This is a genomic window from Duganella sp. CT11-25 (genome assembly GCF_047302815.1).
Lineage (GTDB): Bacteria > Pseudomonadota > Gammaproteobacteria > Burkholderiales > Burkholderiaceae_D > Rugamonas.
Map to the genome: position 1 here is coordinate 3077719 of NZ_JBKBFD010000001.1, position 17426 is coordinate 3095144.

A 17426-nucleotide genomic window follows, 5' to 3' on the forward strand; every position below is an offset into this window, starting at 1 on the left:
CCCAAGGAGAATTTTCATGTCCCATCCAGCCAACATCACCCGCGCCTCGTTCCACAATGTCGAAGCCGACGGCGTCAATGTCTTCTATCGCGAAGCCGGTCCGCAGGACGCGCCGGTCGTCCTGCTGCTGCACGGCTTCCCATCGTCGTCCCATATGTACCGCGACCTGATTCCGCTGCTGGCGACCAAATACCGCGTCATCGCGCCGGACCTGCCGGGCTTCGGCTTCACCACCGTGCCGGCCGAGCGCAACTACGTCTACACCTTCGACAACCTGGCCGCGACGATGGAAGCCTTCGTCCAGGCCATCGGCTTGAGCAAGTACGCGTTATACGTGTTCGACTACGGCGCACCGACCGGCTTCCGCCTGGCCGCCGCGCATCCCGAGCGCGTGACCGCGCTGATCTCGCAAAACGGCAACGCCTACCTGGAAGGTCTGGGCGACGCATGGACACCGATCAAGAAATACTGGGCCGACCCAAGCGCCGAGAATCGCGAAGTGATGCGCGGCTTCCTCAGCCTGGACGCGACCAAATGGCAGTACGTGCACGGCGTGGCCAATCCCGACAGCGTGGCGCCGGAGTCCTATCAACTCGACGCAGCGCTGCTGGCACGGCCGGGCAACCAGGACATCCAGCTGGACCTGTTCCTGGATTACGCATCGAACCTGGAGCTGTACCCTGTGTTCCAGAAGTTCTTCCGCGATACGCAGGTACCGACGCTGGCCATCTGGGGCAAGCATGACCCGTTCTTCATCCCGCCAGGCGCCGAAGCCTACCTGCGCGACAATCCGAACGCCGTCGTCAAGCTGCTGGACACCGGCCACTTCGCGCTTGAAACGCATGTGGACGAGATTGCGCAAGAGATGCACAAGCTCCTGGCAAAGGCGATTTGATTAATTCAGGAGTTTGGCCATCGCGGCCAGGTGCGCCTTAGCCGCCTTGCTGGCGGCGGCTTCCATTTTGCGAAACTGCTTCAGCACGGCGATACCGGTCTCGGTCAGTTGCGCGCCGCCGCCATGTGAACCGCCGGCGGCGCTGTGGACCAGCGGCTCGCTGAAGCAGCGGTTCATCACATCGACCAGCAGCCAGGCGCGCCGGTACGACATATTCATGCTGCGCGCCGCACCGCTGATGGAGCCTTCCTGCGCGATCGCTTCCAGCAAGTCGGCCTTGCCAGGGCCCATGGCGACTTCGTCTTCATGGAGCAGGCGGAGTTTGAGATTGAGTTTCAGGTCCATGCGATCAGGCGGCGTAGATGACGAAATGAATCCGCCAGTATGCCTTAAAAATTGCGCATGCAGCGGTGCGCCTCGTTCTCAGGTCGCGGCGCCGATTTTTTGCAGCGGCACCTGGAGAGGCTGCCGATCCAGCTCTCGAAGAACCGCTCGGCCGCTGCCCCGGCTTGCTCCGCATGTTGCGCGGTGTCGGCGCGCAAGGCGGCCAGCGTCACGCCCGGAGCGGCAGCGATTTCCATGCAATGGCCGATCAGCCACTGCTCCAGCCTCGATGCGTCGAATTCGGGATGGAACTGCAGGCCCAAACAATGGGCACCCCACGCGAAGGCCTGGTTCTCGTACAGCGCGCTGAATGCGAGATGGCGCGCGCCGGAAGGCAGCTCGTAGGTATCGCCGTGCCAATGCAGCACCGCGCCTGCGCTGTCCAGGTATTGATCCCAGCCGGCGACATCATCCCCTTCCCTGCCGCGCGACAGCCTGCTCCAGCCGATCTCCTTGGCCCTGCCGGGATAGACTTTCGCATTGAGCGCCGCCGCCATCAACTGCGCGCCGAGGCAGATGCCCAGCGTCGGCCGGTCTTCGAGCAGCCGCGCGCGCACCCAGTTGATCTCGGCCGCGAGCCAGGGATAATCCTCGATGTCGTACACCGATATCGGCCCGCCCAGGATGACGACCAGGTCCGGCTCCAGCGGCGGATGGGCGGACAGCGCATCGACGCCCGCCTCGATATAGCGGATCGCGTAGCCCGCCTGTTCCAGCGCCGGCTGCAGGCGCCCCAAATCCTCAAATGCCAGATGCCGCAGTACGAGCGCAGTCTTCATAGCCATCCTAGTCGACGATCTGGCGCACTTCGACGGACTGCAGCCACTTGACGTGGCGCGGTCCGGTGCGAATGTCTTTGCCGGAGATCAGCGCCAGCGGGCCTTCGGCGACCGCCAGCGGCTGGCCATCCCGTTCAAAGACCACCAGCACGGAGTTACCCAACTCGGCGTTAAACAGCTCGCTCCAGGAAAAGACCACCTTGTAGCCGTCCGTGGCGGCGGCAATGATGGCCAGCTTCTTCACGGTGTTGTGATCGGCCGCCACCACCTTGGCGCGCTCCAGCAACGCCCGCAGCCGGACGCCCTTCAGCACACTGGGCTGGGACGTGGCGTCCCTGGCCGGAAGCAGCAATTCGACGATCTGGTCCTGCGGGAACTGGCGCAAGTCGTCGACGCTCAGCGACAGCGCTTGCTGCACGGCGCCGCTGACGGCGACACGGGCGGCCGGCGTGGCCGGCGGCGGCAGGTCGTGGGCTTGAACCGTCGTGCCAAAACCCAGCACGGCGGCGAATACAAGGCGCTGCAAGAAACACGTCATGGCTGATTCCGTAGTGAAAGATGAAAAAGCGTTATATAGGAAATTATACGACGCTTATGGCGTCAAGCTGTGCAATGCGCTATATTTTGCTATACATAGCGAGTTCCAAGGTCCAACCGATGCCCTATTTATCCACCAACACCGCTCCGCCGGCCTTCGTCACCCGGATGCTGAACGCACATCCGGATGGCTGCTGCGCGCCTGACGATGCGCTCAAGGCGCCAGCCGCCCCGGTACTGAGGCGTACCAGGCTCTCGGAGTTGGACAACAATATCCACTGCTCGATCATCGGCACCTGCATGACGACGGGCGAGCTGCGCAAGCTCGTACCGCGCTACGCGCCGGCCCTGGACCGCAAGACCGCCAGCGACCTGGAAATCCATCACACGGCGGTCGAGCTGTCGACGCTGGGCGAGGCTGCGGCCAAGGAACTCAATAAAGCATTGGACACGCGGCATGCGCTCGCCCTCAAGCGCTTCAAGGCGGCGGACGACGAGACGGCGCTTGCCGCGATGTGGAGCGAAGCCCTGGCCCACGGCGATGTCCCCGGCGCCTACTGGGCGCTGATGACGCATCCGCTGTGCAGCTTCGAGTTGCGCAGGCAGGCTTTCGGCGATGTGCATATGTTGTCGCATCTGGTGGGCGCATCGAACCGCGCCGATTTGCGCCGCCTGACGGCGCTGGAAGAAGAAAACGCCCGCCTCAGGGAACAGAACGCCCAACAGCAGGGACGCCAGCAGGAACTGGCGGCGCAGCACCACCACGCGCTGGAACTGGCGGAGCGGCAGGCCATCGAACTGGCCGCACTGCGCGAGCGGCATGCGGGGTTGGCGTCGTCGTCCGCAGCGGACGAACTGGCGCAACTGCGCGCCGCATTGGCGACCAGGGAAGAACAACTGTCGCTGCAAATCATCCGCCAGGCGGAGACTGAAACCCTATTGCTCGCCCGCGACAAGACCGCCGAATCGCTGGCCCGTGAAGCAGATCAGATGAAGACCGAGGCGGAGCTTGCCCGTGCCGAAGTGCACGCGCTGGAACAGGCGCTGGCGCAAATGCTTGAGCACGGAACCGAGACGACGGCGCTGCCGCATCTGCACGGCCAATGCGTGCTGTATGTCGGCGGACGCCCGCAAACGACGCTGGTCCTCGCCAAACTGGTCGCGGCCGCCGGCGGCGAACTGCTGGTGCACGATGGCGGGATAGAAGACCGCAAAGGCATGCTCGCATCCCTGCTGCCGCGCGCGCAGCTCGTGGTGTTCCCGGTTGACTGCATCAGCCACAACGCCATGCATGTCACGCGGCAGCTCGCCGAGCGCAACGGCATTCCCTGTCATCCCGCGCGCAACTCCAGCATCGCCGGCTTTGTCGAGCTGATGCATCGGATGGCGGCTCCGGCCGGCTAGTTATGTAGTTTCTTATATAACGATGGGCGCGCTCGGACACGCCCATCGTTTCGTTGCCCCCACCATGAGGCGGGGGCCGTATTGAATTACGCTTTCACGCCAACGATGACGCTGGAGGCCTTGAATGCGGCGCTGGCGGCCACGCCTGGCGCCAGGCCCAGGTTCCTTACACTTTCGTTGGTAACGATGGCGGCGATGATGTCGCCGCTGGCCAGCTTCAGCGTGACTTCAGCGTTGACGGCACCCAAGGTCACTTCCTCGACCGTGCCGGACAGCTGATTGCGCGCGGACAGGCGGATGCCGGCGGTATTGGTCAACAAGATGATCCAGGATGCCTTGATCAAGGCAAAAGCTTCCGTGCCGGGCTTCAGGCCCAGCGATTCGGTGCTGCTGTGGGTCAGGACAGCGACTACCTTCTGGCCGTCCGGCAAACTGATTTCGACTTCGTCATTGACTGCACCGCGTTGAATGGCGGTGACTTTTCCGCTGAGCTGATTGCGCGCGCTGGTGAACATGGTTTTCCCTCCGAGGGGTTGTTGATGGAATGTGCGGCTGGCGATGCCGACGCACCTCGCCATGTTAGGGCCAGATTGATTCGATGACAAGACAAGTTCTCTATTTTATGGTGCTACGCTGTATACGGTAATATATAGCGACTTCGAGCGCCCCCGAGCGACCCGGCGCTTTTTTACTATTTTCAAAATTCGACCCCTATGAAACGAGCCCTTGTATTGCGCCACCTGGCTTATGAAAATCTTGGCCAACTACAACCGATACTGGAGCGTGCCCATTTCACCGTTCGCTATTTCGAAGTCGGCGTCGATTCCTTTCTTAACTTCTCACCGCTCGACATCGACCTGGTCATCATCTTGGGCGGACCGATTTCGGTGTACGACCAGGCGAAGTACCCGTTCCTGACGGAGGAAATTGCCTGGCTGCGCGCCCGCCTTCTGGAAGACTTGCCGACGCTGGGCATCTGCCTGGGTGCGCAGTTGATGGCGGCCGCCTTGCACGCCAGGGTATATCCCGGCGCGGTCAAGGAGATCGGCTGGGCGCCGCTCGTCACGGGAGCGCATGGCGGCGCCGTGCCGGCGGTGGATAAATTCATCCGCAGCGCAACGCCGGTCTTGCACTGGCATGGCGACACATTCGACTTGCCGTCCGGCGCGCGCCACCTGGCCGCGAGCGACGAATATCAAAACCAGGCTTTCGCATGGGGCGAGCGTTGCCTGGCGCTGCAATTCCACCTCGAATTCGATGCGCGCAAACTGGAACAATGGCTGATCAGCCGCAGCCTTGAAATTGCCAATGCGCCCGGCGTCAGCCTGGAGCGCCTGCGCGTAGATACCGACCGCTACGGCGAACAGGCACAGCGCGCCGCGATGGCCATGCTGCGCACATGGCTGACCAGCGTGGCGCGCATCCCGGTCACCACCCTGCTTCCACGGAACGTCCATGTTCATACGACAGCTTGAGTATCTGGTTACGCTGGCCGAGCTGGGGCACTTCTCCCGCGCGGCCGAGGCCTGCCACGTGTCCCAGCCGGCGCTGTCGAGCGCGATCGCCAAGCTGGAACAGGAACTGGACCTCAAGCTGGTGCGGCGCGGCCGCAACTACGAAGGGCTGACAGAGGAAGGCCGGCGCGTCATCGGCTGGGCCCAGCACATGCTGTCCAGCTACGAGGCGATGCGGCAGGAAGCGGTCGACGCCAACCGGACCTTATCCGGCACGCTGCGCATCGGCGCCATTCCGACCGCCATGCCGGTGGTGCCGTTCCTCACCGCAGGCTGCCAGGACCGGTACAGCGCCATCAAGCTGACTATCCTGTCGCTGCCGTCGGACGAGATCGTCAGACGGCTGGATAATTGCGACCTCGACCTGGGGCTGACTTTTTTGGACGGTAACACGCTGGCCGGATTCCAGGTGCACCCCTTGTTCCACGAGCGCTACGTGCTGGTGGCGCGCGACGCGGCTGTTTTCGGCGGCCGGACATCGCTGAACTGGGCCGAGGCCGCGGAGCTTGATCTGTGCCTGCTGACCGCCAATATGCAAAGCCGGCAAATCATCGACGCCTCCTTCCGCAGCGTGGCCGCGAAACCCCGCATCAAGGTCGAGACGGATTCCATCTTTGCGCTGTATGCGCAAGTGCGCTTCAGCGACCTGTGCGCGGTGGTGCCGCACAGCGTATTGAGTTTGATCGAGTTGCGCCAGGAACTGGCGATCGTCCCCATCCTGCCGCAGTTGTCGCGCCAGATAGGACTGGTGTTGCGGAACCAGGATCCGCTGCCTGCGGTGACAGCGGCCGTGTTGAATATGGCCCTGCAGGTACCGCTGCAGGCGCGCTTCGACAGTTTGATAAGCGATATCTATTGAACGATCTCCTGGCGGTATTGGATCGCCCGGGCTGAAGCGCTCATGATCTCTCCACGACCTGCCGCCATCCGGCGCGGGTAAAAACCAGGAGACAAGCATGGCCAAGATTATCTGTGTTTTATACGACGACCCCGTCACCGGCTATCCAACCAGCTACGCCCGCGACGATCTGCCGCAACCGACGCAATACCCGGACGGCCAGACCCTGCCGACGCCAAGGGCGATCGATTTCACGCCCGGCGCCCTGCTGGGCAGCGTGTCCGGCGAGCTGGGCCTGCGCAAGTATCTCGAATCGAACGGGCATCAATTGATCGTCACCTCCAGCAAGGACGGCGACAACAGCGTGCTGGACCGCGAACTGCACGACGCCGAGATCGTCATCTCGCAACCGTTCTGGCCAGCCTATATGACGGCCGAACGCATCGCCAAGGCCAAGAAGCTGAAGATGATCGTTACCGCCGGCATCGGCTCCGACCACACCGACCTGCAGGCAGCGATGGAGCGCAATGTGACGGTGGCGGAAGTCACTTACTGCAACAGCAACAGCGTGGCCGAGCACGTCCTGATGATGATACTGGCTCAGGTGCGCAACTACATCCCGTCCTACAACTGGGTGGTCAACGGCGGCTGGAACATCGCGGACTGCGTGGCCCGTTCCTACGACCTCGAAGCGATGAACGTCGGCACGGTGGCGGCCGGCCGCATCGGCCTGCGCGTGCTGCGCCTGCTGCATCCGTTCGACGTCAAGCTGCACTACCTGGACCGTCACCGCCTGCCGACGGCGGTCGAGCGCGAGTTGAACCTGACCTACCACAGCAGCCTGGAAAGCCTGGCCAAGGTGTGCGATGTGGTGACGTTGAATTGCCCGCTGCACCCCGAGACGGAGCACATGATCAATGCGGAAAGCCTGAAGCACTTCAAGCGCGGCGCCTATCTGATCAACACCGCGCGCGGCAAGCTGTGCGACCGCGATGCGATCGTCAGCGCGCTCGAAAGCGGCCAACTGGCAGGCTATGCCGGCGACGTCTGGTTCCCGCAACCGGCGCCCAACGACCATCCATGGCGCAGCATGCCGCACCATGGCATGACGCCGCACATTTCCGGCACCAGCCTGTCGGCGCAAACCCGCTACGCGGCCGGCACGCGCGAAATCCTCGAATGCTACTTCGAGCAGCGGCCGATCCGTGACGAGTACCTGATCGTCCAGGATGGCAAGCTGGCCGGCGTCGGCGCGCACTCCTACAGCAAGGGCAACGCGACGGGCGGCTCGGAAGAGGCGGCCAAGTTCGAGAAGAAAAAAGCTGCCTAGGCGGCACAAGGCGGCGGCATGTCGACCATGCCGCCGCCGCTAACCAATCAGGCCTCCTATGACCTCCCAGGTAAAACCGGCTTCACCCGCTACGGCGGGCATGGGGACTTTTCTCGCGTTCGCCTTCATCGGCTGGTTGGCCTCGGCCAGCGGCAAGCCCATGATCCTCGGCTCCTTCGGCGCCACCTGCGTACTGCTCTTCGGTTTCCCCGATGGTCCCTTCTCGCAGCCTCGCAACATCATCGGCGGGCACCTGCTGACGACGGTTTGCGGCCTGCTGTTCCTGCAGATGCTCGGACCCGGATGGCCATCGCTGGCCGCCGCAAGCGCGTGCGCGCTCATGCTGATGATGGCGACGCGCACAGTGCATCCGCCGGCCGGCAGCAATCCCGCCATCGTCTTCCTGGGCCACGCCGGCTGGCCCTTCCTGCTGTTTCCCGTCGCGGTCGGTGCGCTGCTACTGGTGATGCTCGGCTGGGCATATTGGAATTTTCTCGCGCGACGGCCTTGGCCACTTTCCTGGACGCGCTAAGGCTAGTCCCGAGGTAGTTCGCGGATTTCGACGCCGCCGCCGGCTTCGTAGTGCGGATTGCCGACCAGGAAGCGCGCGGCATCATCCGTGCTCTCGGCGCGCACGCGCAGGAAGCCGGTCACGTCCAGGCTGGCGGTGTCGGCGGGGGCGCCTTTGCGATACAGCGCGCCTCGGCCGATGGAACTACCACCGTCGAACCGGCCGCTTTGACTCAGGCCGGTGATGTAGGCGTCCCACAGCGCGCCGTCTGCGGCGTCGGGGTTGGCGGTATCGTCAAGCATGAGGATGATGTAATCGTTCATAGTCTCTCCCGGTGTCGGCTTGCTTCTATATTTTATCAGCGTAAGATCAGGGATCTTGTAAAGCTCGGAGAGAGCACCCGGCCCATCCGCGCCAAACAGGCGCCAGCAAAATAAGAGGAAATCGTCATGACGGACAAGCCATCCAGCTACCAACCGGTCAGCTGCGAGTTTCACGATCTGCTTGAAGTACACGCGACCAACCGCAAGGCGACGCAGATCTCGTTCCGCGACAACGACGGCACGGTGAAGCAGTCCAGCGCCGTCATCACCGACGTCTTCGCTCGCGCGGGCGCCGACTATCTCTCCTTGAGCACCGGCGAAACCGTGCGCCTGGACCAGCTCATAGAAGTCGATGGCGTCAAGCTGGCCGATTACTGATCCATCAGCTGTTTGACGGCTTCTCCCAGCCAATGCCGGTCTGCGTCCAATCGGAGCCCTCAAGTACCTGATCGGCACGGCCAACATTCAATTCCACAACGCAATAATTGGATAGATTTCCAATTGTCAACTTATCTATAATCAGCTCACAACGGCTATTCCCGGGTGAACTGAATTATGGATATTTCGTCGCAAGTCACGCGTCGTACCTTCTTGAAAGTCCTGGCCGGCGGTGCCACGGTCAGCCTGTCCGTGACCAGCCTGACCGCCATGGCCATGAACGCCTCCCGGCCCCGGCTGACCGAAGTGCCGGAATGGGCGCCCGAGCCGGGCAAGGCGCGCTGGCGTATCGACGGCATGCAAAAAGTCCTCGGCCAGAAAATCTACGCGCGCGATTTCAAGGCACGTGATTTCAAGGACTGGCCGCAGGACGGCGAATACTTCCTGTACGCCGTGCGCTGCGACCGCTACGACGAGATCATCAACGGCTACGACCTGAGCATGCTGCCGAAGGAGCTGCAGCCGGTGGCCATCATCGACGCGGCGGCCTTGGTCGCCAACAAGATGAACTTGGCCAGCAATATGAACAGCCCCTTCCTGGCCCAGATCGGCAAGCCGGCGGACTTTTTCGGGCAGCCGGTGGTCATGCTGATTTTCGCCAGCTTCGACATCTATCGCCACGCCGTCAAGATCCTGCAGTTCAATCCCGCCGTCATCTCCTACGGCGCCAAGGCCAGCACCAAGAACACGGTCTACTCGCCGAGCTTCAGCTACGTCCGCGACGACGCGCAGAACTTCAACTACGTGTACAGCGCCGACTACCAGGCAAAGCAGGCCGAAGTGGCCAAGCAAATCAAGGCCTCGATCGCCGGCAACACCTGGCCGACATTCTCGCGCGTGTTCTACACGCAAACCATCGACCCGATGTTCATGGAACCGGAATCCGGACTGGCATGGTACGACCCGGGCGCGCAGCAACTGAACCTGGTGCTGGGCACGCAATCGCCAACCGGCGACGCGGCGGACGCCGCCGGCATCTTTGAAAACAGCGCCTTCCCGGTCAAGGACATCGACCTGGTGTCGTGCTATCCCGGCGGCGGCTTCGGCGGACGCGACCAATCCTACTTCTCGATGTACCTGTCGATGGCCGCGCCGTTCTCCGCCAAGCCCTTGCGCTGGGCGCAGAACCGCTTCGAGCAATTCCAGATCGGCTTGAAGCGCTGCGAAACCGACTTCCGCGAAACGCTCGCCGTCGACAGCAACGGCAAGATCCAGGCGATCGATTGCAACTTCACGCTGAACGCCGGCGACCAGAAAAATCTCAGCCCATATGTCGCGCAGCTGGCCGCGCTCAGCTCCATGAGCTGCTACAACATCCCGCGCGTCGTCGCCACCGCCAGCGCCATGCAGACCCCGCAACTGCTGGGCGGATCCCAGCGCGGCTTCGGCGGACCGCAAGCCTTCATCGCCATCGAAACCCTGCTCGACGAAGCGTCGCAAACGCTGAAGATCGATCCGTTCGAGCTGCGCCGGCGGAACCTGCTGGGACAAAACCGCGGCGCCACCGTGACCGGCGCGCCGATCCTGCAAGACCTGCAACTGGACGACATGCTCAAGCGCCTGGAGCAGCATCCGCTGTGGCAAAACCGCAAGGCCGCGCAGCAAGCCAAGAAGCGCGAAGGCCTGTTGTACGGCGTGGGCTTCGCGATGTCCAACGAAGCCTACGGCACCTCCGGTGACGGCATGTTCGGCGCAGTGCAGATCGAACCCACCGGCACCATCACGGTCTACACGCCATATGTCGACATGGGCAATGGCGCCGCCACCGCGCTCGGCCTCGCGCCCGCCGCCTACCTCGGACGCAACGCCAACAGCATCAACATGGGCGAAACCCAGTTGTTCGATGCCTTGGGACTCACCACGAAATCCGCGACGCCGCCGCCGGCCAACTACGTGCTGAAGAGTTCCGGCTCCTCCAGCGCCTGCCTGGGCGCTTTCTATCAATACCATGTGGTCGAGCAAGCGGGACTGGCGCTGATCCTGCAAAGCCTGCTGCCCGCCGCGCGGGCCCTGTGGAAAGCCGAACCGCCCGCCTCCGCGCTGAGCTGGAAGGACAACCGGCTCCATGCCGGCAACCTGCCATCGCTGCCGTGGTCCGCACTGATCAAGCAAGCGATGCGCATGAAGCTGCCGATGGTGGCCGTGGTGCACGCCAGCTACGTCGGCCAGTTCGCCACGGCGCAATATGCGTTCACCAGCGGCGCCGCCACCGTGCCGCTCGACTACATCGCCATGGGCATCACGGTCGACACGCTGCAGCCCATCGCCCGCAGCCAGCTGAACAATCCGCCGCCGATCAACAGCAAGTTCGGCCGCACCACGTACGCGCCGTGCGGCTCGCTGGTCGCCGCCACCATCGATCCGAAGAGCGGACAGATCGCGATTGAATCCGTGGTCTCCGTGCTGAGCGCGGGCGTGCTGCACTGCCCGCAAATGGTGTCCGGCCAATCGCAAGGCGCCATCGCCATGGCGATCGGCAACGTCCTGCTGGAACACTGCCCCAACAACGCCGAAGGTCCGGGCAACGGCACCTGGAACCTCAACAAATACGCCATCGCCCGTTCCACCGACATCCCCCGGCAGGAACTGGTGATCCTGCCGCCGGCGCCTGGCGAAACCACCGCACGCGGCATCGCCGAAGCGGTTATGTGCCCGATCGCCCCATCGATCCTGAACGCGCTGGCCATGGCCACCGGCGGCCATCGCTACAGCAAGCTGCCCGTCACCGCACACAACGTCCTGGAGTCGCTGAAATGAGCCAGACCATCCGTTTCCACATCAATGACAAAGCGGTGCACGCCGACGCGGCCGACAGCGACATGGCCCTGATCGACTATCTGCACGAACGCCAGAACCTCACCGGCACCAAGTTCTGCTGCGGCATCGGCGTCTGCCGCGCCTGCACGGTCGCCACCCGCAACGAAAAAGGCGCGCTGATGGAAAAGACGCTCGCCTGCTCGACGCCGGTCAGCGCCGTCAAGGACATGCGGATCTACACCGTCGAAAGCCTCGGCAGCCAGGAAGCGCTCGCGCCGCTGCAGCTCGCGTTCCTGGAAAACTTCTCGTTCCAATGCGGCTACTGCGCGCCGGGCTTCTTGATGGCCGCCACCGCCATGCTGTCGCACCTGAAGGACGCGCCGGTCTACGCTGAGCAACTCGACGAGGTCATCAACACCTGGGTCGGTGGCAACCTGTGCCGATGTACCGGCTACGTCCGCTACATGGAAGCGATCCGCCAGGTCGCCCTGCCCTACGCCAAGGCCGCGCGCGAGGATGAAGCATGAAGATCACGTCACTGATATCCGCGCTGTGCCTGGCCGCCGCCATCGGCATCGCGCACGCGGCGGCGCCCAAGGTAATCAGCCAAAGCCTGCACGAGTACGGGCAGGAATGCGCCGACATGATTGGGCAGATTCCTGTGTTCGACTGCACCGACGGCACCATCGTCCCGATCACCGTCGACGGCAAGACGCCGTCCGAATACACGCCCGGCATGACCTGCGACCGCCCGGCGCTGCTGCCGTATGGGCCGGAGACGTTCGGCCAGTGCACGCCGTACTCGCGCATCCTCAACTTCTCGCGCGACAAGGTGCAGATCTCCGCCTTCTGCCGGCGCGAACAACTGCGCGAGCCGAAGAGCAAGATGTTCGACGAAGTCGACATCATCGCGCACAGCGCCGACAGCGGCAAAACCTGCTGGTTCCACGCCGAAGGCAAGCCGGGCCAGCGCAGCGGCTTCGACGCCTCGCGCGTGCCGCCGCCGAATGAGAAGGTGCCGCCGCCCAAGCGCGTCTCCGCCAAGGACTTCTGGTGGACGCCGGGCCGCACCGCGCAAAAGAATTGCGCCAGCTGCCACGACGCCGATCCGTTCATGTACAGCCCGTGGCTGGGACAGGTCTGGCACAAGGTACCGACCGACCCGCTCGGCAAGTACAGCAACATCGGCAAGGACTTCGCGAAGTGGCACTCGAACAGCATCAGCACGCGGGACAACACGTGTGTGGGTTGCCACCGCATCGGCGACCAGGCCAGCTGCTCGCAGTTTGTGCCGATGGCTACGGGGCAGATCCCCCCGAAAGGTGGCGACGCGCTGGCCAAGAGCTATCCGCTGAGTCACTGGATGCCGGTGAATAACGACCAGACCAAGGCGTTTTGGACCAAGGCCAATCTGGAGTCGCTGGAGAAGATCATGACCTGCTGTGATGATCCAAAGAATCCGATCTGCACGATCAAGCCGATTATTACGCCGGACAAAAAGAAATAAGTACCGGCGTCAAGCCAGCCAATTACTAATCTTTTCCAACCCGCTGAAACAATAAGAAATCGGGCAGCCGGTCCTGGTCACCGATGCGGAAGATGGACGCATTCGATCCATCGAATGCCGGCCAAGCCGGCAAGCCTTTTCCGTTCGGATTTCCGGTGCGGGCGAAATTGACCCAGGTATCGGCAAGCCGTGTCGCCACTTCCCGATCAGCCTTGCTCCACGGGCGCTGGTCCTGATCGATATTATCGAACACGAACGGGATCTCCGCGCCATGGCCTGCGCCACAGCCATAACCGCAAGGCGTCAGCGGCGCCGTCGGCCGGTGAGCAAAGAAATAGACATACGGTTTGGATCGACCGTATTTCCCTTGAAGCCCCGCCCAATGCGTCGTGCGCCAGCCCCACCAGTCATTCGTGAATTGATACATGGACGCCTTGGCCTGATCATTCGTAGTCACAGGATAGGCGGCCAACAAAGCATCCGAAGGCGCATAGCCCAGCATCTTCGCCATCAGTTTGGGATGGTTGGTTACCGTAAAATCACCGGTCCCCAGGATCTCCGGCGCCAGGTCCTTGCCCTCCTCGGCGTTCCAACCGGCCAGCAACGGCACGTCATTTTGACGGTGATTGCGGTATGCCGTCGGCAAGTCTTCGCGCAGTACATAGTCATCGATCACCGCGTCCGGCGACCACGCCGATTTATGCAAGGCCTCGACACTCATGCCGCGCAAGTCCGCTAGGTTTTTCGCACCTGCGGTCTTGGCGAAAGCCACACCTTTGGCCTCGACGGTCTTGCGGTCGGACTGGCTGTCCAGGATATCGCTGCCACTCTCGGCGATGGCGCGCTGGAACAAGCCTTTCGCCAGCGGGGATACGGTCAGGATCGCGACAGATATGGCGCCGGCCGACTCGCCAACAATCGTCACACGGTCGGCATCGCCACCAAAAGCCACGATGTTGTTCTTCACCCAGCGCAATGCGGCGATCTGGTCCAGGATACCCTGGTTGCCGGAGGTGCGGTTCGGCGACTCCACCGTCAATTCCGGGTGAGCAAAGAAGCCAAATATCCCGAGGCGATAGTTCAGCGTAACGACGATGGCCCCGCGCTTAGCCAGGTTGGCGCCGTCGTAGCCCGGTTGCGCGGCAGTGCCGCCGTAATAGCCGCCGCCATGAATCCAGACAATCACGGGAAGTTTCGTGGCTTTTTCAGGCGCCCATATGTTCAGATAGAGGCAGTCTTCGCTCTTGGGCAGCGTGATCCACACTGCGGTCTGCGCGCAGGTTGCGGAGAAGCTGCGCGCCTCCTTCACGCCCGTCCAAGGCACGACGGGCTGCGGTGCCTGCCAACGGAGATTGCCAACAGGCGGCGCGGCGAAGGGGATGCCCTTGTAGCTTATCAACGTATCGGCACGTACACCTACGACTTCTCCGCCTGTGATTTTCACCGGGCTTGGCTCGGCAGCGCGGCAGACGCTGGCCCCAAGCGCCAGAACTAATGTGATATAGGTGATCGCACGAGAATTCATCCTCATTATTTTCCTTGGTTCGGCGCTATGGAAGGGTGAATGCTACAGCAAATACGAAACGGCCGACCTCGAAAGAATATTTTTACTGGCGATACGTTGGCGCAATAAAAAAACGCGCTCCTATGAGGGGCGGGCTCCAAAACCATGCCAAGGTTTAACCCGCGTACTCGACCGAGCAGCCGTAGGGTTTGGTGTTGGCCTTCTCGATCGGCTTACCAGCGCCGATCAATTCTAAGGGACCAGTTTCCCCTATCACGTGGAGAGATTGCTTTAGTTGGCAATGTGTTCGGCTTGCCGGAATCGAATATCCTATGAAAAAAAGTCTGATGGACCCATTTTGTCCCTCCGTGGTCCCTCAAGCGGGCTCATGTTCGCCAGTACGGATCCAAACTGGCTTAGGACCGATTGATTGAACCCAGTTGGACTAGCGCGATATCCGAACGTTCAATCAGATTTTGATGCCCAAAATGTGATATTTCCCGCATATTTCATGCATGCAAGAGGACTATCCAACAGTTTAGAATTCCAACGAAAGTGAAAGCGGAAAGTCGGATGTTGGCGCCGACCGAAAACTGACCCAGCATTATTGGGTCGGCGCCAACACGCCGTTGCAACGCCAGCCGATTACCAATCCATTCTCGATGACAGGGAAGGGCCGTTCTACGCGCACCTGCTGGCTGCCTGACCAACTGCGAGACGTTGTGTATGCTGTGGGGGAATTTTCGCCTCCAAGTTTGTCGTTTTTGCACGATCAGGAAGCCCAGCCGGCATAGACGCCGATCGCGTCATAGGCAATGTAGAACAGCAGCGTCAGGAAACCGGCGAAGAGGAAAACATTCATCCAGTTTCGTCGGTTCCACCGCCCGGAAAACCCTGCTAGCGCGAGCGCCATGTACAGCAGCGCCGGTCCGAACAACAGGAAGAGGAACAGAGGCAGCGTCCACCAGCTCTGCGGGCAATCGCTCACCGAAAAGCATCCGCTCGTCGGCGCAGGCGCTCCGGGCCAGTGGATCTGCTGGGAAAGCAGCTTGCTGAGGCACGTGACGACAAATCCCGTCAGGCCCGCGCCGAGGATGGCGACGATACGTATCAATTTATTTCCCAAAAAAGGATCTCCGATGAGTCGCCAAGATTCGAGTATAAACCCCGAAAGCTCTGCAAGCCGACCGTGAACCGCGCGAACGTCTCCAGGGTACCCAGCAGTCCAGTGGACGTCAGTTTCGCTCCATTCCACAAATCGATGTGATCGCCGCTCGCGTGGCTCTGTCCGTCCCGCCGCCAGTAGTCCTTGAAAAAGATGATGCCGGTCTTGCCCTTGATCTTGGCCGCCCAATCCTTGCCGGTGATCACCGCAGGCACCATAGGCAAACCGCAGAAAGGTTGTTTGACCTGCTACCCCAGTTTAGTACGGTGCTAAGCTAGAGTCTGCCAACTGGGAGGCAGGCATGAAAAAGCGATTTACGGAAGAGCAGATCATTGCGGTACTCAAGGAAGCTGAAGCTGGCGCCAAGGTAGGCGATCTGAGCAGGAAGTATGGGATTGCCGAAGCAACGTTCTACAACTGGAAGGCGAAGTTTGCCGGCATGACGGTCTCAGAGGCGCAGCGGTTAAAGGAACTTGAGTCAGAAAACGCCAAGCTTAAACGGCTACTAGCAGACGCGATGTTGGATAACGCGGCGCTGAAGGATGTTGTTGGCCGAAAGTGGTAAGCCCGCAAGCAAAGCGGTTCGCTGTGACACATTTAATGACCGTCCATGCGTTAGGTGTGACGCGGGCTTGCGGGCTGATTGGCATCTCGAGATCGTTGTTCCAGTACGCATCGACACGGCCTGACGACGGGCCATTGCTGGAACGCCTGACTGCGCTGTCAGAACAGAAGCGCCGTTACGGCTATCGACGTTTGCATGTGCTGTTGCGGCGAGAAGGCTGGGAACTTAACTGCAAACGCACCTACCGCGTGTACCACGCGGCAGGCCTGATGGTTCGTCGTCGCAAGCGCAAGCGCATCGCCGGGATCGAGCGAGCAGCCAGCGTGCTGGCGACGGCCCCGAATCAGAGTTGGTCGATGGATTTCGTATCGGATGGATTTGTTGATGGCCGCAGGTTGCGCTGCCTGAACATCGTGGATGATTTTACGAAGGAATGCTTGGCAATCGAAGTCGACACGTCACTGCCTGGCTATCGGGTCGTATCGGTGCTGGAACGGGTGGCCGAGAAGCGAGGTTTGCCAATCTCGGTGACCGTTGATAATGGGCCGGAGTTTGCCGGTAAAACGCTGGATAAATGGGCTTACGGGAAACAGTTGCAGCTGAAATTTATCGAACCGGGCAAGCCGCAGCACAACGCCTATATCGAAAGCTTCAATGGTAAGTTCCGCGATGAATGCTTGAACGAGCACTGGTTCTTATCGCTGCGCCACGCCCGGCAGGTGATCGAGAGCTGGCGTGAGGAATACAACGATGAGCGGCCACACAGCTCACTTGGCTATCAAACGCCGAAGCAGTTCGCAGAGCGATTTTTAACTGCAGACTCTAGTGCGGTTTCGTACTAAATTGGGTAGCAGGTCAATTCCACTCCACGTCAACCCCTCCGGTCGTCCGCGCATCCCGCCGCAAAATACTGCCGCTCACCGCTCCACATCAAAAAATCGCATTCGGGACTCTGCGATCATTGGGCACTATGTT

At 61.6% G+C, this 17426-nt stretch carries 18 protein-coding genes and 1 pseudogene; 11 read left to right on the forward strand and 8 right to left on the reverse strand.

What is annotated here, in order from left to right; genetic code table 11:
• Positions 1-16: 16 nt before the first annotated feature.
• The gene (locus ACEN9F_RS13080) at positions 17-895 is read left to right on the forward strand and encodes an alpha/beta fold hydrolase (protein WP_413420452.1); all 879 of its coding nucleotides are present in this window, start codon (positions 17-19) and stop codon (positions 893-895) included.
• On the opposite strand, the gene ACEN9F_RS13085 is transcribed toward ACEN9F_RS13080, so the two are convergent.
• The 3 genes from ACEN9F_RS13085 to ACEN9F_RS13095 are packed head-to-tail and all read right to left on the reverse strand — an operon-like array spanning position 896 to position 2596.
• Positions 896-1240 (reverse strand): winged helix-turn-helix domain-containing protein, encoded by a 345-nt coding sequence (locus ACEN9F_RS13085; RefSeq protein WP_413420453.1) that lies wholly within the window; start codon positions 1238-1240, stop codon positions 896-898.
• A gap of 44 nt (positions 1241-1284) precedes the next feature.
• Positions 1285-2058 (reverse strand): glutamine amidotransferase, encoded by a 774-nt coding sequence (locus ACEN9F_RS13090; RefSeq protein WP_413420454.1) that lies wholly within the window; start codon positions 2056-2058, stop codon positions 1285-1287.
• A 7-nt stretch (positions 2059-2065) separates the two neighbouring features.
• Entirely contained in the window at positions 2066-2596 is a 531-nt protein-coding gene (locus ACEN9F_RS13095) for a molybdopterin-dependent oxidoreductase (RefSeq protein WP_413420455.1), read from the reverse strand.
• Positions 2597-2715: 119 nt separating this feature from the next.
• On the opposite strand from ACEN9F_RS13095, the gene ACEN9F_RS13100 reads away from it, so the two are divergent.
• The gene (locus ACEN9F_RS13100) at positions 2716-3999 is read left to right on the forward strand and encodes a DUF2325 domain-containing protein (RefSeq protein ID WP_413420456.1); all 1284 of its coding nucleotides are present in this window, start codon (positions 2716-2718) and stop codon (positions 3997-3999) included.
• A gap of 86 nt (positions 4000-4085) precedes the next feature.
• On the opposite strand, the pseudogene ACEN9F_RS13105 reads toward ACEN9F_RS13100, so the two are convergent.
• Positions 4086-4508: pseudogene (locus ACEN9F_RS13105) on the reverse strand (TOBE domain-containing protein); the annotation flags it as partial.
• A 204-nt stretch (positions 4509-4712) separates the two neighbouring features.
• Between ACEN9F_RS13105 and ACEN9F_RS13110 the strand changes: the two are divergent.
• From ACEN9F_RS13110 to ACEN9F_RS13125, 4 genes are all read left to right on the forward strand, one after another.
• Positions 4713-5474 carry a glutamine amidotransferase gene (locus ACEN9F_RS13110; protein ID WP_413420457.1) on the forward strand — a complete coding sequence of 254 codons (762 nt, stop codon included), beginning with the start codon at positions 4713-4715 and terminating at the stop codon, positions 5472-5474.
• Positions 5455-6372, forward strand: a complete 918-nt coding sequence (locus ACEN9F_RS13115; protein ID WP_413420458.1) for a LysR family transcriptional regulator — start codon at positions 5455-5457, stop codon at positions 6370-6372. The genes ACEN9F_RS13110 and ACEN9F_RS13115 overlap by 20 nt, the downstream gene beginning before the upstream one ends.
• A 97-nt stretch (positions 6373-6469) precedes the next feature.
• Positions 6470-7681 carry an NAD-dependent formate dehydrogenase gene (locus tag ACEN9F_RS13120; RefSeq protein WP_413420459.1) on the forward strand — a complete coding sequence of 404 codons (1212 nt, stop codon included), beginning with the start codon at positions 6470-6472 and terminating at the stop codon, positions 7679-7681.
• 58 nt (positions 7682-7739) lie between these two features.
• The gene (locus ACEN9F_RS13125; RefSeq protein ID WP_413420460.1) at positions 7740-8213 is read left to right on the forward strand and encodes an HPP family protein; all 474 of its coding nucleotides are present in this window, start codon (positions 7740-7742) and stop codon (positions 8211-8213) included.
• Between the two features lie 2 nt (positions 8214-8215).
• Here the strand turns inward: ACEN9F_RS13125 and ACEN9F_RS13130 are convergent, their stop codons facing one another.
• Complete coding sequence (locus ACEN9F_RS13130; RefSeq protein WP_413420461.1) at positions 8216-8515, reverse strand: hypothetical protein; 300 nt, start codon at positions 8513-8515, stop codon at positions 8216-8218.
• 126 nt (positions 8516-8641) lie between these two features.
• Between ACEN9F_RS13130 and ACEN9F_RS13135 the strand changes: the two genes are divergently transcribed.
• The 4 genes from ACEN9F_RS13135 (at position 8642) to ACEN9F_RS13150 (ending at position 13217) form a co-directional block, all read left to right on the forward strand.
• Complete coding sequence (locus ACEN9F_RS13135; protein ID WP_413420462.1) at positions 8642-8893, forward strand: hypothetical protein; 252 nt, start codon at positions 8642-8644, stop codon at positions 8891-8893.
• A 177-nt stretch (positions 8894-9070) separates the two neighbouring features.
• On the forward strand, positions 9071-11710 hold the full coding sequence (locus tag ACEN9F_RS13140; protein WP_413420463.1) for a xanthine dehydrogenase family protein molybdopterin-binding subunit: 2640 nt from the start codon (positions 9071-9073) through the stop codon (positions 11708-11710).
• Complete coding sequence (locus ACEN9F_RS13145; RefSeq protein ID WP_413420464.1) at positions 11707-12237, forward strand: (2Fe-2S)-binding protein; 531 nt, start codon at positions 11707-11709, stop codon at positions 12235-12237. Before ACEN9F_RS13140 ends, ACEN9F_RS13145 begins: the two co-directional genes overlap by 4 nt.
• Positions 12234-13217: a hypothetical protein gene (locus ACEN9F_RS13150; protein ID WP_413420465.1), complete on the forward strand. Its 984-nt coding sequence runs from the start codon at positions 12234-12236 to the stop codon at positions 13215-13217. Before ACEN9F_RS13145 ends, ACEN9F_RS13150 begins: the two co-directional genes overlap by 4 nt.
• Positions 13218-13242: 25 nt before the next feature.
• Here ACEN9F_RS13150 and ACEN9F_RS13155 read toward each other — a convergent pair whose 3' ends face one another.
• The 3 genes from ACEN9F_RS13155 to ACEN9F_RS13165 all read right to left on the reverse strand — a co-directional run bounded on the left by ACEN9F_RS13155 (position 13243) and on the right by ACEN9F_RS13165 (position 16092).
• On the reverse strand, positions 13243-14748 hold the full coding sequence (locus ACEN9F_RS13155) for a carboxylesterase/lipase family protein (RefSeq protein ID WP_413420466.1): 1506 nt from the start codon (positions 14746-14748) through the stop codon (positions 13243-13245).
• Positions 14749-15493: 745 nt separating this feature from the next.
• Positions 15494-15835, reverse strand: a complete 342-nt coding sequence (locus ACEN9F_RS13160) for a hypothetical protein (protein ID WP_413420467.1) — start codon at positions 15833-15835, stop codon at positions 15494-15496.
• Complete coding sequence (locus tag ACEN9F_RS13165) at positions 15832-16092, reverse strand: T6SS effector amidase Tae4 family protein (RefSeq protein ID WP_413420468.1); 261 nt, start codon at positions 16090-16092, stop codon at positions 15832-15834. Before ACEN9F_RS13165 ends, ACEN9F_RS13160 begins: the two co-directional genes overlap by 4 nt.
• Positions 16093-16187: 95 nt before the next feature.
• Here ACEN9F_RS13165 and ACEN9F_RS13170 point away from each other — a divergent pair.
• A protein-coding gene (locus ACEN9F_RS13170) for an IS3 family transposase (protein WP_413420469.1) occupies positions 16188-17293 on the forward strand; the annotation gives its coding sequence in 2 pieces (ribosomal slippage) (positions 16188-16437 and positions 16437-17293; 1107 coding nt in all).
• The last annotated feature ends 133 nt before the right edge of the window (positions 17294-17426 follow it).

What these genes read in the sequence shown, in the direction of transcription:
- ACEN9F_RS13115 (WP_413420458.1), top strand. Translation starts at nt 5,455, where the DNA reads ATGTTCATACGACAGCTTGAGTATCTGGTTACGCTGGCCGAGCTGGGG.
- ACEN9F_RS13080 (WP_413420452.1), top strand. Translation starts at nt 17, where the DNA reads ATGTCCCATCCAGCCAACATCACCCGCGCCTCGTTCCACAATGTCGAA.
- ACEN9F_RS13110 (WP_413420457.1), top strand. Translation starts at nt 4,713, where the DNA reads ATGAAACGAGCCCTTGTATTGCGCCACCTGGCTTATGAAAATCTTGGC.
- ACEN9F_RS13140 (WP_413420463.1), top strand. Translation starts at nt 9,071, where the DNA reads ATGGATATTTCGTCGCAAGTCACGCGTCGTACCTTCTTGAAAGTCCTG.
- ACEN9F_RS13120 (WP_413420459.1), top strand. Translation starts at nt 6,470, where the DNA reads ATGGCCAAGATTATCTGTGTTTTATACGACGACCCCGTCACCGGCTAT.
- ACEN9F_RS13090 (WP_413420454.1), bottom strand. Translation starts at nt 2,058, where the DNA reads ATGAAGACTGCGCTCGTACTGCGGCATCTGGCATTTGAGGATTTGGGG.
- ACEN9F_RS13155 (WP_413420466.1), bottom strand. Translation starts at nt 14,748, where the DNA reads ATGAGGATGAATTCTCGTGCGATCACCTATATCACATTAGTTCTGGCG.
- ACEN9F_RS13085 (WP_413420453.1), bottom strand. Translation starts at nt 1,240, where the DNA reads ATGGACCTGAAACTCAATCTCAAACTCCGCCTGCTCCATGAAGACGAA.
- ACEN9F_RS13130 (WP_413420461.1), bottom strand. Translation starts at nt 8,515, where the DNA reads ATGAACGATTACATCATCCTCATGCTTGACGATACCGCCAACCCCGAC.
- ACEN9F_RS13100 (WP_413420456.1), top strand. Translation starts at nt 2,716, where the DNA reads ATGCCCTATTTATCCACCAACACCGCTCCGCCGGCCTTCGTCACCCGG.
- ACEN9F_RS13145 (WP_413420464.1), top strand. Translation starts at nt 11,707, where the DNA reads ATGAGCCAGACCATCCGTTTCCACATCAATGACAAAGCGGTGCACGCC.
- ACEN9F_RS13125 (WP_413420460.1), top strand. Translation starts at nt 7,740, where the DNA reads ATGACCTCCCAGGTAAAACCGGCTTCACCCGCTACGGCGGGCATGGGG.
- ACEN9F_RS13095 (WP_413420455.1), bottom strand. Translation starts at nt 2,596, where the DNA reads ATGACGTGTTTCTTGCAGCGCCTTGTATTCGCCGCCGTGCTGGGTTTT.
- ACEN9F_RS13135 (WP_413420462.1), top strand. Translation starts at nt 8,642, where the DNA reads ATGACGGACAAGCCATCCAGCTACCAACCGGTCAGCTGCGAGTTTCAC.
- ACEN9F_RS13150 (WP_413420465.1), top strand. Translation starts at nt 12,234, where the DNA reads ATGAAGATCACGTCACTGATATCCGCGCTGTGCCTGGCCGCCGCCATC.